General features: G+C 70.8%; 14 protein-coding genes. 13 read left to right on the forward strand and 1 reads right to left on the reverse strand.

Annotated elements, in window-relative coordinates:
• Positions 1-79: 79 nt before the first annotated feature.
• Positions 80-583, reverse strand: coding sequence for a transcriptional regulator BldD (gene bldD / locus ABZV94_RS35300; RefSeq protein WP_014671524.1), 504 nt, complete (start codon positions 581-583; stop codon positions 80-82).
• 263 nt (positions 584-846) lie between these two features.
• Between bldD and pyrR the strand changes: the two genes are divergently transcribed.
• From pyrR to ABZV94_RS35365, 13 genes are all read left to right on the forward strand, one after another.
• Positions 847-1428 (forward strand): bifunctional pyr operon transcriptional regulator/uracil phosphoribosyltransferase PyrR, encoded by a 582-nt coding sequence (pyrR, locus tag ABZV94_RS35305; protein ID WP_356347918.1) that lies wholly within the window; start codon positions 847-849, stop codon positions 1426-1428.
• Between the two features lie 91 nt (positions 1429-1519).
• Positions 1520-2491, forward strand: coding sequence for an aspartate carbamoyltransferase catalytic subunit (locus ABZV94_RS35310; protein ID WP_356347921.1), 972 nt, complete (start codon positions 1520-1522; stop codon positions 2489-2491).
• Between the two features lie 5 nt (positions 2492-2496).
• Positions 2497-3783 (forward strand): dihydroorotase, encoded by a 1287-nt coding sequence (locus tag ABZV94_RS35315; RefSeq protein WP_356347923.1) that lies wholly within the window; start codon positions 2497-2499, stop codon positions 3781-3783.
• Positions 3780-4340 carry a hypothetical protein gene (locus tag ABZV94_RS35320; protein WP_356347926.1) on the forward strand — a complete coding sequence of 187 codons (561 nt, stop codon included), beginning with the start codon at positions 3780-3782 and terminating at the stop codon, positions 4338-4340. Before ABZV94_RS35315 ends, ABZV94_RS35320 begins: the two co-directional genes overlap by 4 nt.
• On the forward strand, positions 4337-5479 hold the full coding sequence (gene carA / locus ABZV94_RS35325; protein ID WP_356347928.1) for a glutamine-hydrolyzing carbamoyl-phosphate synthase small subunit: 1143 nt from the start codon (positions 4337-4339) through the stop codon (positions 5477-5479). Before ABZV94_RS35320 ends, carA begins: the two co-directional genes overlap by 4 nt.
• Positions 5472-8780, forward strand: coding sequence for a carbamoyl-phosphate synthase large subunit (gene carB, locus ABZV94_RS35330; protein WP_356347930.1), 3309 nt, complete (start codon positions 5472-5474; stop codon positions 8778-8780). The genes carA and carB overlap by 8 nt, the downstream gene beginning before the upstream one ends.
• 75 nt (positions 8781-8855) lie before the next feature.
• Positions 8856-9962: a quinone-dependent dihydroorotate dehydrogenase gene (locus ABZV94_RS35335; protein ID WP_356347932.1), complete on the forward strand. Its 1107-nt coding sequence runs from the start codon at positions 8856-8858 to the stop codon at positions 9960-9962.
• The gene (gene pyrF, locus ABZV94_RS35340; RefSeq protein WP_356347934.1) at positions 9959-10804 is read left to right on the forward strand and encodes an orotidine-5'-phosphate decarboxylase; all 846 of its coding nucleotides are present in this window, start codon (positions 9959-9961) and stop codon (positions 10802-10804) included. Before ABZV94_RS35335 ends, pyrF begins: the two co-directional genes overlap by 4 nt.
• A 298-nt stretch (positions 10805-11102) precedes the next feature.
• On the forward strand, positions 11103-11426 hold the full coding sequence (locus ABZV94_RS35345; protein WP_003977346.1) for an integration host factor: 324 nt from the start codon (positions 11103-11105) through the stop codon (positions 11424-11426).
• A 61-nt stretch (positions 11427-11487) separates the two neighbouring features.
• Positions 11488-12045, forward strand: coding sequence for a guanylate kinase (gene gmk / locus ABZV94_RS35350; RefSeq protein ID WP_030644746.1), 558 nt, complete (start codon positions 11488-11490; stop codon positions 12043-12045).
• A gap of 53 nt (positions 12046-12098) precedes the next feature.
• A complete protein-coding gene (rpoZ, locus tag ABZV94_RS35355) occupies positions 12099-12371 on the forward strand; it encodes a DNA-directed RNA polymerase subunit omega (protein ID WP_003982715.1) in 273 nt (90 codons plus the stop codon).
• Positions 12372-12473: 102 nt separating this feature from the next.
• Positions 12474-13676: a bifunctional phosphopantothenoylcysteine decarboxylase/phosphopantothenate--cysteine ligase CoaBC gene (gene coaBC / locus ABZV94_RS35360; RefSeq protein WP_356347939.1), complete on the forward strand. Its 1203-nt coding sequence runs from the start codon at positions 12474-12476 to the stop codon at positions 13674-13676.
• Positions 13677-13924: 248 nt separating this feature from the next.
• On the forward strand, positions 13925-14236 hold a 312-nt coding region (locus ABZV94_RS35365), incomplete at its 3' end, for an S-adenosylmethionine synthetase N-terminal domain-containing protein (RefSeq protein ID WP_356347937.1).

Raw genomic sequence — 14236 nt, forward strand, 5'->3', positions numbered from 1 at the left:
ACCCGCCGGGGGGGGGGCCCACACCCTCGGTGCCCCCCCCCCCCCGGCGGCACGTTTCTGCTGAGGCCTGTGGGAGCGGTTACGCCTCTTCGTGCGTGGCCACCGCGCGGCGCGCGTCCGCGTCCAGGACGCCCCAGCTGATCAGCTGCTCGGTGAGGACCGAGGGGGACTGGTCGTAGATGACGGCCAGTGTGCGCAGGTCGTCCTGGCGGATGGAGAGCACCTTGCCGTTGTAGTCACCGCGCTGGGACTGGATCGTCGCCGCGTAGCGCTGCAGGGGGCCCGCCTTCTCGGCCGGCACGGTGGCCAGCCGCTCCAGGTCCAGGACCAGCTTCGGCGGCGGCTCGGCGGCGCCGCCCGGCGTGGTGCCCGGCAGGAGCTCCTGCACCGGGACGCCATAGAAATCGGCCAGCTCGGCCAGGCGCTGCACGGTCACGGCGCGGTCGCCGCGCTCGTACGACCCGACCACCACGGCCTTCCAGCGACCCTGGGACTTCTCCTCGACACCGTGGAGGGAAAGGCCCTGCTGGGTGCGGATGGCCCGGAGCTTGGCCCCGAGCTGTTTGGCGTATTCGCTGGACATATAGCTCCCCGGACACTGTGTCGACGCGGCCGGCTGTTTTCCCGCCGCGCGGCTGGTAACTCACTGTGAGGTTACGCAGCGTGACTCTGGTGCGTCAAGCCGAATGGTCCACACCGACTCTTCCGTGGTAGTGGCGGCCGATTAGGCCAAGCGGGTGACAGGGGGCCGGCCGAGGCCGGTCAGGTGACCTGCTACGGTGGATGGCGCAATTCCGACGTCCTTTAAGGTCCGTCCCGTGAGGCGGAGAAGGAGGTCCGTTTCGTATGGACAAGCACGTCACGCCTGCGCACACGCAAGCGTCCGATGCGCGGCCCGTTCTCGAGGGCCCCGACATCGCACGGGTGCTCACCCGTATCGCCCACGAGATCGTCGAGCGCGCCAAGGGCGCCGACGACGTGGTGCTCCTCGGCATCCCGACCCGCGGCGTCTTCCTCGCCCAGCGGCTCGCCGCCAAGCTGGAGCAGATCACCGACCGCGCGGTCCCGGTCGGCTCGCTCGACATCACCATGTACCGCGACGACCTGCGCATGCACCCGCCGCGCGCGCTGGCGCGCACCGAGATCCCCGGTGACGGCATCGACGGCCGGCTGGTCGTCCTCGTCGACGACGTGCTCTTCTCCGGGCGCACCATCCGCGCCGCCCTCGACGCCCTGAACGACATCGGGCGCCCCCGCGCGGTGCAGCTCGCGGTCCTGGTCGACCGCGGCCACCGCGAACTGCCCATCCGTGCCGACTACGTCGGCAAGAACCTCCCCACGTCGCTGCGGGAGACGGTCAAGGTCCAGCTCGCCGAGGAGGACGGTCGCGACACCGTGCTGCTCGGTGTGAAGCCGGCCGCTCAGTAGCAAGCCGGGCCCACGGCCGCCCCGGCGTGCCGTGCACACGCGCCTGCCTGCCCGAAATCTCCCGAATGAACTGCCTTACGGAGCCTGACAGATGCAGCGTCATCTCATCTCGGCCGCCGACCTCACCCGCGACGACGCCGTCCACATCCTCGACACCGCCGAGGAGATGGCCCGAGTCGCCGACCGGCCCATCAAGAAGCTGCCGACCCTGCGCGGCCGCACCGTGGTCAACCTCTTCTTCGAGGACTCCACGCGGACCCGGATCTCCTTCGAGGCCGCGGAGAAGCGCCTGTCCGCGGACGTCATCAACTTCTCCGCCAAGGGATCCAGCGTCTCCAAGGGCGAGTCCCTGAAGGACACCGCGCAGACCCTGGAGGCCATGGGCGTCGACGCCGTGGTCATCCGGCACGGCGCCTCCGGAGCCCCGTACCGCCTGGCCAACTCCGGCTGGATCGACGCGGCCGTCATCAACGCCGGCGACGGCACCCACCAGCACCCCACGCAGGCCCTGCTCGACGCCTTCACCATGCGCCGCCGGCTCATCGGCCGCGACGCCGGACTCGGCCAGGACCTGTCCGGCAAGCGGATCACCATCGTCGGCGACGTCCTGCACAGCCGGGTCGCCCGCTCCAACGTCGACCTGCTGCACACCCTCGGCGCCGAGGTCACCCTGGTCGCCCCGCCCACCCTGGTGCCGGTCGGCGTCGAGACCTGGCCGTGCGAGGTGTCGTACGACCTCGACAGCACGCTGCCCAAGTGCGACGCCGTGATGATGCTCCGTGTCCAGCGCGAGCGCATGAACGCCGCCTTCTTCCCGACCGAGCGCGAGTACTCGCGGCGCTACGGCCTCGACGGCGACCGCATGGCCAAGCTGCCCGAGCACGCCATCGTGATGCACCCCGGTCCCATGGTGCGCGGCATGGAGATCACCGCCGAGGTCGCCGACTCCGACCGCTGCACCGCCGTCGAGCAGGTCGCCAACGGCGTCTCCATCCGGATGGCCGTCCTGTACCTGCTGCTCGGCGGCAACGAGCCCGCCCAGACCCGCACTGAGGAGAAGTAAGACCCATGAGCGCAATCCTGATCCGTGGTGCGAAGGTGCTCGGCGGCGCGCCGCAGGACGTCCTGATCGACGGCGAGACCATCGCGCAGGTCGGCGCCGGCCTGAGCGCCGAGGGCGCCCAGGTCGTCGAGGCCGACGGCAAGGTGCTGCTGCCGGGCCTGGTCGACCTGCACACCCACCTGCGCGAGCCGGGACGCGAGGACTCCGAGACCGTTCTCACCGGCACCCGCGCGGCGGCGAGCGGCGGCTACACGGCCGTGTTCGCCATGGCCAACACCTTCCCGGTCGCCGACACCGCCGGCGTGGTCGAGCAGGTCTGGCGGCTGGGCCAGGAGCACGGCTACTGCGACGTCCAGCCCATCGGCGCCGTCACCGTCGGCCTGGAGGGCAAGAAGCTCGCCGAGCTGGGCGCCATGCACGAGAGCGCCGCCGGCGTCACCGTCTTCTCCGACGACGGCAAGTGCGTGGACGACGCCGTGATCATGCGCCGCGCGCTGGAGTACGTGAAGGCCTTCGGCGGTGTCGTCGCCCAGCACGCGCAGGAGCCGCGGCTCACCGAGGGCGCGCAGATGAACGAGGGCGTCGTCTCCGCCGAGCTGGGCCTGGGCGGCTGGCCGGCCGTCGCCGAGGAGTCGATCATCGCCCGCGACGTCCTCCTCGCCGACCACGTCGGCTCCCGCGTCCACATCTGCCACCTGTCGACCGCCGGCTCCGTCGAGATCGTCCGCTGGGCCAAGTCCCGCGGCATCCAGGTGACCGCCGAGGTGACCCCGCACCACCTGCTCCTCACCGACGAGCTGGTGCGCACGTACAACCCGGTCTACAAGGTCAACCCGCCGCTGCGCACCGAGCGCGACGTGCTGGCCCTGCGGGAGGCGCTCGCCGACGGCACGATCGACATCGTCGCCACCGACCACGCTCCGCACCCGCACGAGGACAAGGACTGCGAGTGGGCCGCCGCCGCCATGGGCATGGTCGGTCTGGAGACCGCGTTGTCAGTGGTCCAGGAGACGATGGTCGACACGGGCCTGCTGGACTGGGCCGGCGTCGCCGACCGCATGTCCTTCAAGCCCGCGCAGATCGGACAGGCCAGCGGCCACGGCCGTCCCGTCTCGGCTGGTGAGCCCGCCAACCTCACCCTGGTCGACACGGAATACCGTGGCCGGGTGGACCCCGCGGGCTTCGCCTCGCGCAGCCGCAACACCCCCTACGCGGGACGCGAGCTGCCGGGCCGTGTGACGCACACGTGGCTGCGGGGCAAGGCCACGCTCGTCGACGGGAAGCTCACGTGACACCTGTAATCCTGCTGGCCGAGGCCAAGCGGTCGGCCGACGTCACCGACTGGCCGGCCCGCATCGGCTGGCTCGTCGGACTGGTCCTGTTCATCGCGCTCGTCTACTGGCTGATGCGCGAGGGCTGGAAGTGGCGCGGCACCCTGCAGAGCGACCTGCCCGAGCTGCCTGCCGCGCCGGAGAAGACCGGCCCGGCCAGACTGAGCATGAGCGGCCGCTACCACGGCTCCACCACCGCCGGGCAGTGGCTGGACCGCATCGTGGCCCACGGCCTGGGCACCCGCAGCCGGGCCGAGCTCACCCTGACCGACGCGGGCCTGGAGGTCGAGCGCCCCGGGGCGACCGACTTCTTCGTCCCCACGGCCGCACTGCGCGGGGCCCGGCTGGACAAGGGCATCGCCGGCAAGGTCCTCACCGAGGGCGGACTGCTGGTGGTGACCTGGGCACTCGGCGACAAGCTGATCGACTCGGGCTTCCGCTCCGACCACGCGGCCGAGCACACCGAGTGGGTCGACACCCTGAACCAGATGATCAACGACACGGAAGGCGCACGATGACGACCTCCACCAGGGGAGCCGCGAACGCTCCCGCCGTACTCGTCCTGGAGGACGGCCGCATCTTCCGCGGCCGCGCCTACGGGGCCGTGGGGGAGACCTTCGGCGAGGCCGTGTTCTCCACCGGCATGACCGGCTACCAGGAGACCCTCACCGACCCCTCGTACGACCGCCAGATCGTCGTCGCGACCGCCCCCCAGATCGGCAACACCGGCTGGAACGACGAGGACGACGAGTCGAGCCGCATCTGGGTCTCGGGCTACGTGGTGCGCGACCCCGCGCGCGTGCCGTCCAACTGGCGTGCCAAGCGCTCCCTGGACGACGAGCTGGAGCGGCAGGGCGTGGTCGGCATCTCCGGCATCGACACCCGGGCCCTCACCCGCCACCTGCGCGAGCGCGGCTCCATGCGCGCCGGCATCTTCTCCGGCGAGGCGATCGCCGCGGAGGCGGAGCTGCTTCAGCGCGTACAGGCCCAGCCGCACATGAAGGGCGCGAGCCTGTACGAGGAGGTCGCGACCAAGGAGGCGTACGTCGTCCCGGCCGTCGGCGAGAAGCGGTTCACGGTCGCCGCCATCGACCTCGGCATCAAGGGCATGACCCCGCACCGCATGGCCGAGCGCGGCATCGAGGTGCACGTCCTGCCCGCCACCGCCACCGCCGACGACGTCTACGCCGTCAACCCGGACGGCGTGTTCTTCTCCAACGGCCCCGGCGACCCGGCGACCGCCGACGGCCCGGTCGCGCTGATGACCGCCGTCCTGGAGCGGAAGACGCCCCTGTTCGGCATCTGCTTCGGCAACCAGATCCTCGGCCGCGCCCTCGGCTTCGGCACCTACAAGCTGAAGTACGGCCACCGGGGCATCAACCAGCCGGTCCAGGACCGTACGACCGGGAAGGTCGAGGTCACCGCGCACAACCACGGCTTCGCCGTGGACGCGCCGCTCGACAAGGTCAGCGAGACCAAGTTCGGCCGCGCCGAGGTCTCGCACGTCTGCCTCAACGACGACGTCGTGGAGGGGCTCCAGCTGCTCGACCAGCCCGCCTTCTCCGTCCAGTACCACCCCGAAGCGGCGGCCGGCCCGCACGACGCCGCCTACCTCTTCGACCGCTTCGTCTCCCTGATGGAGGGCCAGCGTGCCTAAGCGCACCGATATCCAGTCCGTCCTGGTCATCGGCTCCGGCCCGATCGTCATCGGCCAGGCCGCCGAGTTCGACTACTCCGGCACCCAGGCGTGCCGCGTGCTCAAGGCCGAAGGCCTGCGCGTCATCCTCGTCAACTCCAACCCGGCGACGATCATGACCGACCCGGAGATCGCCGACGCCACCTACGTCGAGCCGATCACGCCCGAGTTCGTCGAGAAGATCATCGCCAAGGAGCGCCCCGACGCCCTGCTGCCCACCCTGGGCGGCCAGACGGCCCTGAACACCGCCATCTCGCTGCACGAGAACGGTGTCCTGGAGAAGTACGGCGTCGAGCTGATCGGCGCCAAGCCCGAGGCGATCCACAAGGGCGAGGACCGCGACCAGTTCAAGGAGGTCGTGGAGGAGGTCCGCCGCAAGATCGGGCACGGCGAGTCCGCCCGCTCGGTCATCTGCCACTCGATGGACGACGTCCTCAAGGGCGTCGAGACCCTCGGCGGCTACCCGGTCGTCGTCCGCCCGTCCTTCACCATGGGCGGCGCCGGCTCCGGCTTCGCGCACGACGAGGAGGAGCTGCGCCGCATCGCCGGCCAGGGCCTCACGCTCTCCCCGACCACCGAGGTGCTCCTGGAGGAGTCCATCCTCGGCTGGAAGGAGTACGAGCTGGAGCTGATGCGCGACAAGAACGACAACGTCGTGGTCGTCTGCTCCATCGAGAACTTCGACCCCATGGGCGTGCACACCGGTGACTCCATCACCGTGGCGCCCGCGATGACGCTGACCGACCGCGAGTATCAGATCCTGCGGGACATCGGCATCGCCGTCATCCGCGAGGTCGGCGTCGACACCGGCGGCTGCAACATCCAGTTCGCGGTGAACCCCGAGGACGGCCGCGTGATCGTCATCGAGATGAACCCGCGCGTGTCGCGTTCCTCGGCGCTCGCCTCCAAGGCGACCGGCTTCCCGATCGCCAAGATCGCCGCCAAGCTGGCCGTCGGCTACACCCTGGACGAGATCCCGAACGACATCACGCAGGAGACCCCGGCCTCCTTCGAGCCCACGCTCGACTACGTGGTCGTCAAGGCCCCCCGGTTCGCCTTCGAGAAGTTCCCCCAGGCCGACTCCACGCTGACCACGACCATGAAGTCGGTCGGCGAGGCCATGGCCATCGGCCGCAACTTCCCCGAGGCCTTCCAGAAGGCGCTGCGCTCCCTGGAGAAGAAGGGCAGCCAGTTCGCCTTCACCGGCGAGCCCGGCGACAAGGAGACCCTGCTGCGGGAGGCCGTACGGCCCACCGACGGCCGGATCAACACGGTCATGCAGGCCATCCGCGCGGGCGCCACCCCCGAGGAGGTCTTCGAGTACACGAAGATCGACCCCTGGTTCGTGGACCAGCTCTTCCTGATCAAGGAGATCGCCGACGAGCTGGCCGAGGCCCCCGAGCTGACCCGCGAGCTGCTCGCCGAGGCCAAGCGGCACGGCTTCTCCGACCAGCAGATCGCCGAGATCCGCGGTCTGCGCGAGGACGTCGTCCGCGAGGTCCGGCACGCCCTCGGCGTCCGCCCGGTCTACAAGACGGTCGACACCTGCGCCGCCGAGTTCGCCGCGAAGACGCCGTACTTCTACTCCTCCTACGACGAGGAGACCGAGGTGGCGCCGCGCGAGAAGCCCGCGGTGATCATCCTGGGCTCCGGCCCCAACCGCATCGGCCAGGGCATCGAGTTCGACTACTCCTGCGTCCACGCCTCCTTCGCGCTGTCCGACGCCGGGTACGAGACCGTGATGGTCAACTGCAACCCGGAGACCGTCTCCACGGACTACGACACCTCCGACCGCCTCTACTTCGAGCCGCTGACGCTGGAGGACGTGCTGGAGATCGTCCACGCGGAGCAGCAGGCCGGCCCGATCGCGGGCGTCATCGTCCAGCTCGGCGGCCAGACCCCGCTCGGCCTGTCGCAGGCCCTGAAGGACAACGGCGTGCCGATCGTCGGCACCTCCCCGGAGGCCATCCACGCGGCCGAGGACCGCGGCGCCTTCGGCCGCGTCCTCGCGGAGGCGGGCCTGCCGGCGCCGAAGCACGGCACGGCCACCACCTTCGCGGAGGCCAAGGCCATCGCCGACGAGATCGGCTACCCGGTCCTGGTCCGGCCGTCCTACGTCCTCGGCGGGCGCGGCATGGAGATCGTCTACGACGAGACCCGCCTCGCCTCCTACATCGCCGAGTCCACCGAGATCAGCCCCTCCCGGCCGGTCCTCGTCGACCGCTTCCTGGACGACGCCATCGAGATCGACGTCGACGCCCTCTACGACGGCGAGGAGCTGTACCTCGGCGGCGTCATGGAGCACATCGAGGAGGCCGGCATCCACTCCGGCGACTCGGCGTGCGCCCTGCCCCCGATCACCCTCGGCGGCTTCGACATCAAGCGCCTGCGTGCCTCCACCGAGGCCATCGCCAAGGGCGTCGGCGTGCGCGGCCTGATCAACATCCAGTTCGCGATGGCCGGCGACATCCTCTACGTCCTGGAGGCCAACCCGCGCGCGTCCCGCACGGTCCCCTTCACCTCCAAGGCGACCGCCGTGCCGCTGGCGAAGGCCGCCGCCCGGATCTCCCTGGGCGCGACCATCGCCGAGCTGCGCGCCGAGGGCCTGCTGCCGAAGAACGGCGACGGCGGCGAGCTGCCGCTGGACGCGCCGATCTCCGTCAAGGAGGCCGTCATGCCGTGGTCGCGGTTCCGCGACATCCACGGCCGCGGCGTGGACACCGTCCTCGGCCCGGAGATGCGCTCCACCGGCGAGGTCATGGGCATCGACTCGGTCTTCGGCACGGCGTACGCCAAGTCGCAGGCCGGTGCCTACGGCCCGCTGCCCACCAAGGGCCGCGCGTTCATCTCGGTCGCCAACCGCGACAAGCGCTCGATGATCTTCCCGGCGCGCGAGCTGGTCGCGCACGGCTTCGAGCTGCTCGCCACCTCCGGCACCGCCGAGGTCCTCAAGCGCAACGGCATCAACGCCACGGTCGTGCGCAAGCAGTCCGAGGGCACCGGCCCGAACGGCGAGAAGACCATCGTCCAGCTCATCCACGACGGCGAGGTCGACCTCATCGTCAACACCCCGTACGGCACCGGTGGCCGCCTCGACGGCTACGACATCCGCACGGCGGCCGTGGCCCGGTCCGTGCCGTGCCTGACGACCGTCCAGGCCCTTGCGGCGGCCGTCCAGGGCATCGACGCCCTCAACCACGGTGACGTGGGCGTCCGCTCGCTCCAGGAACACGCGGAACACCTGACCGCGGCCCGCGACTAGCAGCCCCGAGGGGGACACCGGAAACGGTGTCCCCCTCTTCATGAGGGCTCCCTGAAGCCTCCAGAGGACACGTACATGTACAAGCTTTTCTTCCGTCTGGTCTTCCGCCGGATGGACCCGGAGCAGGCCCACCACCTGGCCTTCCGCTGGATCCGCCTGACCGCCCGCATCCCGGTGCTGCGCACCTTCGCCGCCGCCGCCCTCGCGCCCCGCCACAAGGAGCTGCGCACGGAGGCGTTCGGGCTGCGCATGCACGGCCCGTTCGGGCTCGCGGCCGGATTCGACAAGAACGCGGTGGCCATCGACGGGATGTCGATGCTGGGCTTCGACCACGTCGAGATCGGCACGGTGACGGGCGAGCCGCAGCCCGGCAACCCCAAGAAGCGGCTGTTCCGGCTCGTGGCGGACCGCGCGCTGATCAACCGCATGGGCTTCAACAACGACGGCTCCCTGGCCGTGGCGGCCCGCCTGGCCACCCGCGAGCCGGTCTTCAGGACCGTGGTCGGCGTCAACATCGGCAAGACCAAGGCCGTCCCGGAGGCGGAAGCCGTCGCCGACTACGTGAAGTCGGCCGAGCGCCTCGCGCCGTACGCGGACTACCTGGTCGTCAACGTCTCCTCGCCGAACACGCCCGGCCTGCGCGACCTCCAGGCGGTGGACCACCTGCGTCCGCTGCTCACCGCCGTGCGCGAGGCCGCCGACCGCACGGTCGCCAACCGGCGCGTCCCGCTGCTGGTGAAGATCGCCCCCGACCTCGCCGACGAGGACATCGACGCCGTCGCCGACCTCGCCGTCGAGCTGGGCCTGGACGGCATCATCGCCACCAACACCACCATCGCGCGCGACGGCCTCGGCCTGCGGTCCCCCGCCGCGCTGGTCCAGGAGACCGGCGGCCTGTCCGGCGCCCCCCTCAAGGAGCGCTCCCTGGAGGTCCTGCGCCGCCTGTACGCGCGCGTGGGCGACCGGATCACCCTGGTGGGCGTCGGCGGCATCGAGACCGCCGAGGACGCCTGGCAGCGCATCCTGGCCGGCGCCACGCTGGTCCAGGGCTACAGCGCCTTCGTCTACGAGGGCCCCTTCTGGTGCCGCGCCATCCACAAGGGCCTCGCGGCCCGCCTGCGCACCAGCCCGTACGCCACCCTCGCCGACGCGGTCGGCGCCGACGTGAGGAAGAACGCATGAGCCCGCTGGAGCCCTTCGGCGCCCGGCTGCGCCGCGCCATGGACGAGCGCGGCCCGCTGTGCGTCGGCATCGACCCGCACGCCTCCCTGCTCGCCGAGTGGGGCCTGGACGACGACGTCGCCGGGCTGGAGCGGTTCAGTCGCACGGTCGTCGAGGCCATGGCCGACCGGGTGGCCGTCCTGAAGCCGCAGAGCGCCTTCTTCGAGCGGTTCGGCTCGCGCGGCCTCGCCGTCCTGGAGAAGTCGGTCCAGGAGGCGCGCGCGGCCGGCGCCCTGGTCGTGATGGACGCCAAGCGCGGCGACATCGGCTCGACCATGGCCGCCTACGCGGAGGCGTTCCTCCGCCCCGGCGCCCCGCTGTTCTCCGACGCCCTGACCGTCTCGCCGTACCTCGGCTACGGCTCGCTGAGCCCCGCCGTCGCGCTCGCCCGGGAGAGCGGGACCGGCCTCTTCGTGCTGGCGCTGACCTCGAACCCGGAGGGCGGCGAGGTGCAGCACGCGGTCCGCGCCGACGGCCGGACCGTCGGAGCGACCGTGCTGGCCCACCTGGCGGCCGAGAACGCGGGGGAGGAGCCGCTGGGCTCCTTCGGCGCGGTCGTCGGTGCCACGCTCGGCGACCTGTCCTCGTACGACCTGTCCGTCAACGGCCCGCTCCTCGCCCCCGGCATCGGTGCCCAGGGCGCGACCCCGGCCGATCTTCCCCGGGTCTTCGGGGCGGCCGTCGGCAACGTCGTGCCCAATGTCAGCCGGGGTGTTCTGCGTCACGGCCCCGACGTCAGCGCGCTGCGCGGGGCGGCGGAGCGGTTCGCGGGGGAGATCCGGGCCGCCGTCGCCGCCGCCTGACGCCCGGCCGCGTGCTCGGTTGAGCGGTATCACGGCGACTTGAGCTTGAATACATGCTCAAATCGAGGGCAATATGTCTGCAATGTCCAGCCTGGCGGAGGCTGACCAGGACTTTTCCGCTGTTCTCGCTGACTCCGGCGGACTTGCCCGCTAGTCTCCGAGCAGTGGGGGCACCTCCCGCGCCCCTCAGGCAGTGGGGGAGAACGGGCAGCGTGTTGCTCGTGGCTCCCCAGGTGTGGGGCGACTAGGTTCCTCACCGGTCCGTATCCGACAGTTCGACATCCGAGGTGACGTAGGCGTGGCTCTTCCGCCCCTTACCCCTGAACAGCGCGCAGCCGCGCTCGAAAAGGCCGCCGCGGCTCGCCGGGAGCGGGCCGAGGTCAAGAATCGACTCAAGCACTCCGGCGCCTCCCTGCACGAGGTCATCAAGCAGGGCCAGGAAAACGACGTCATCGGCAAGATGAAGGTCTCCGCGCTGCTGGAGTCCCTGCCGGGCGTGGGCAAGGTCCGCGCCAAGCAGATCATGGAGCGTCTGGGCATCTCCGAGAGCCGCCGCGTGCGCGGTCTCGGTTCCAACCAGATCGCCTCCCTGGAGCGTGAGTTCGGCAGCACCGGCTCCTGAGTCCGCCCGCCCGGCGGACCGGGAGTCCCGGGCACTCCGGGATTGCTGGAATAATCGCTGCATGAGTGAACGTCCGCGGCTGACCGTGCTCTCCGGCCCCTCGGGGGTCGGCAAGAGCACGGTCGTCGCCCATATGCGCAAGGAACACCCCGAGGTCTGGCTCTCGGTGTCGGCGACGACCCGCAAGCCGCGCCCCGGCGAGCAGCATGGAGTCCACTACTTCTTCGTCACCGACGAGGAGATGGACAAGCTGATCGCCAACGGCGAGCTGCTGGAATGGGCCGAGTTCGCCGGCAACCGCTACGGCACGCCGCGCGCCGCGGTGCTGGAGCGGCTGGAGAACGGCGAGCCCGTCCTGCTGGAGATCGACCTCCAGGGCGCCCGGCAGGTCCGCGAGTCCATGGCCGACGCCCAGCTGGTGTTCCTCGCTCCGCCCTCCTGGGAGGAGCTGGTGCGCAGGCTGACCGGCCGGGGGACCGAGCCGCCCGAGGTCATCGAGCGCCGCCTGGCGGCGGCGAAGACCGAGCTGGCGGCCGAGCCGGAGTTCGATACGACCTTGGTCAACACCTCCGTCGAGGACGTGGCCCGCGAGCTGCTAGCCTTGATGGACGTTGTGTGATCGTGACTGTGATCACGATGTCTGATTCTTTCCCATCCATCGGAAGGTAGAGCGTGTCCTCTTCCATCACCGCGCCCGAGGGCATCATCAACCCGCCGATCGACGAGCTTCTCGAGGCGACCGACTCGAAGTACAGCCTCGTGATCTACGCGGCCAAGCGTGCCCGCCAGATCAACGCGTACTACTCCCAGCTCGGTGAGGGCCTCCTCGAGTACGTCGGTCCGCTCGTCGACACCCACGTCCACGAGAAGCCGCTGTCGATCGCCCTGCGCGAGATCAACGCCGGTCTGCTGACCTCCGAGGCCGTCGAGGGCCCGGCGCAGTAGTACTTTCAGATTGCGACTGACTTATCCACAGGCCCGGCAGTCATGCTGCCGGGCCTGTGGTGTGTCATGGGTGGTGCAGATTCTCGAATGCGAGGAGCCATGGTGGACAAGCCGAAGGTCGTGCTGGGGGTCAGCGGTGGCATCGCCGCCTACAAGGCCTGTGAGCTGCTGAGAAGGTTCACGGAGTCGGGCCATGACGTCCGCGTCGTGCCGACCGCCTCCGCGCTGCACTTCGTCGGCGCCGCCACCTGGTCCGCACTGTCCGGCAACCCCGTGGCCACCGAGGTCTGGGACGACGTCCACGAGGTGCCGCACGTCCGCATCGGCCAGCACGCCGACCTGGTCGTCGTGGCGCCGGCCACCGCCGACATGCTCGCCAAGGCCGCCCACGGCCTCGCCGACGACCTGCTGACCAACACCCTCCTCACCGCCCGCTGCCCGGTCGTCTTCGCCCCCGCCATGCACACCGAGATGTGGGAGCACCCGGCCACCCAGGAGAACGTGGCCACGCTGCGCCGCCGCGGCGCCGTCGTCATCGAGCCCGCCGTCGGCCGCCTCACCGGCGTCGACACCGGCAAGGGCCGGCTGCCCGACCCGGCCGAGATCTTCGAGGTCTGCCGCCGGGTGCTGGCCCGCGGTGTCACCGAGCCCGACCTCGCGGGGCGGCACGTCGTGGTCTCCGCCGGCGGCACCCGCGAGCCCCTGGACCCGGTCCGCTTCCTCGGCAACCGCTCCTCCGGCAAGCAGGGCTACGCCCTCGCCCGCACCGCCGCCGCCCGCGGCGCCCGGGTGACCCTCGTCTCCGCCAACGCCGGCCTGCCCGACCCGGCGGGCGTGGACGTCGTCCGCGTCGGCACCGCCGTGCAGCTGCGCGAGGCCGTCCTCAAGGCCGCCGCGGACGCCGACGCGGTGGTGATGGCCGCCGCCGTCGCCGACTTCCGCCCGGCCGCCTACGCCACCGGCAAGATCAAGAAGAAGGACGGCCAGGACCCGGACCCGGTCGTCCTGGTGCGAAATCCGGACATCCTCGCGGAGATCTCCGCCGACCGCGCCCGGCCGGGACAAGTCGTCGTCGGCTTCGCCGCGGAGACCGACGACGTCCTCGCCAACGGCCGCGCCAAGCTCGCCCGCAAGGGCTGCGACCTGCTCGTGGTCAACGAGGTGGGGGAGCGCAAGACCTTCGGCTCCGAGGAGAACGAGGCCGTCGTCCTCGGTGCCGACGGCAGCGAGACCCCGGTGCCGCACGGTCCCAAGGAAGCCCTGGCCGACACCGTCTGGGACTTGGTCGTACGGCGTCTGGACTAACCTCCGCGAGGCGATCGGGCGAACTCGACGTCAGGTTCGCGCCACGCCGAAATCAGGTGTGGCGGCCCTGGCCAGGCCGCCCGCCATTGTGCAGAATGCCCGTGCCGCAGGTCACAGCGCTCCCGAGAGGCGAGACGGTGGCCCGCCGATCGAGTGCGACCGATAAACTGTTCACGGTCGACACCGGGCGCAGCCCCGTGCCGACCGTAAATGATCAGCCAGCAGCCGCTGCAACCACAGGGAGCGTTGTGTCCCGTCGCCTGTTCACCTCGGAGTCCGTGACCGAGGGTCACCCCGACAAGATCGCTGACCAGATCAGCGACACCATTCTCGACGCGCTCCTGCGCGAGGACCCGTCGTCCCGGGTCGCCGTGGAGACGCTGATCACCACCGGCCTGGTGCATGTGGCCGGCGAGGTGACGACGAAGGCGTACGCGGACATCGCGACCCTCGTGCGCAACACGGTCCTGGGGATCGGGTACGACTCCTCCAAGAAGGGCTTCGACGGCGCGTCCTGTGGTGTGTCGGTGTCCATCGGTGCGCAGTCGCCGGACATCGCC

Source organism: Streptomyces sp. NPDC004658 (assembly GCF_040609555.1).
In the GTDB taxonomy this organism is placed as follows: Bacteria; Actinomycetota; Actinomycetes; order Streptomycetales; family Streptomycetaceae; genus Streptomyces.

Coding starts and splice junctions, on each gene's coding strand:
- pyrF (WP_356347934.1), top strand. CDS start 9,959: ATGAGCCCGCTGGAGCCCTTCGGCGCCCGGCTGCGCCGCGCCATGGAC.
- carA (WP_356347928.1), top strand. CDS start 4,337: ATGACGACCTCCACCAGGGGAGCCGCGAACGCTCCCGCCGTACTCGTC.
- pyrR (WP_356347918.1), top strand. CDS start 847: ATGGACAAGCACGTCACGCCTGCGCACACGCAAGCGTCCGATGCGCGG.
- ABZV94_RS35335 (WP_356347932.1), top strand. CDS start 8,856: ATGTACAAGCTTTTCTTCCGTCTGGTCTTCCGCCGGATGGACCCGGAG.
- bldD (WP_014671524.1), bottom strand. CDS start 583: ATGTCCAGCGAATACGCCAAACAGCTCGGGGCCAAGCTCCGGGCCATC.
- gmk (WP_030644746.1), top strand. CDS start 11,488: ATGAGTGAACGTCCGCGGCTGACCGTGCTCTCCGGCCCCTCGGGGGTC.
- ABZV94_RS35310 (WP_356347921.1), top strand. CDS start 1,520: ATGCAGCGTCATCTCATCTCGGCCGCCGACCTCACCCGCGACGACGCC.
- ABZV94_RS35315 (WP_356347923.1), top strand. CDS start 2,497: ATGAGCGCAATCCTGATCCGTGGTGCGAAGGTGCTCGGCGGCGCGCCG.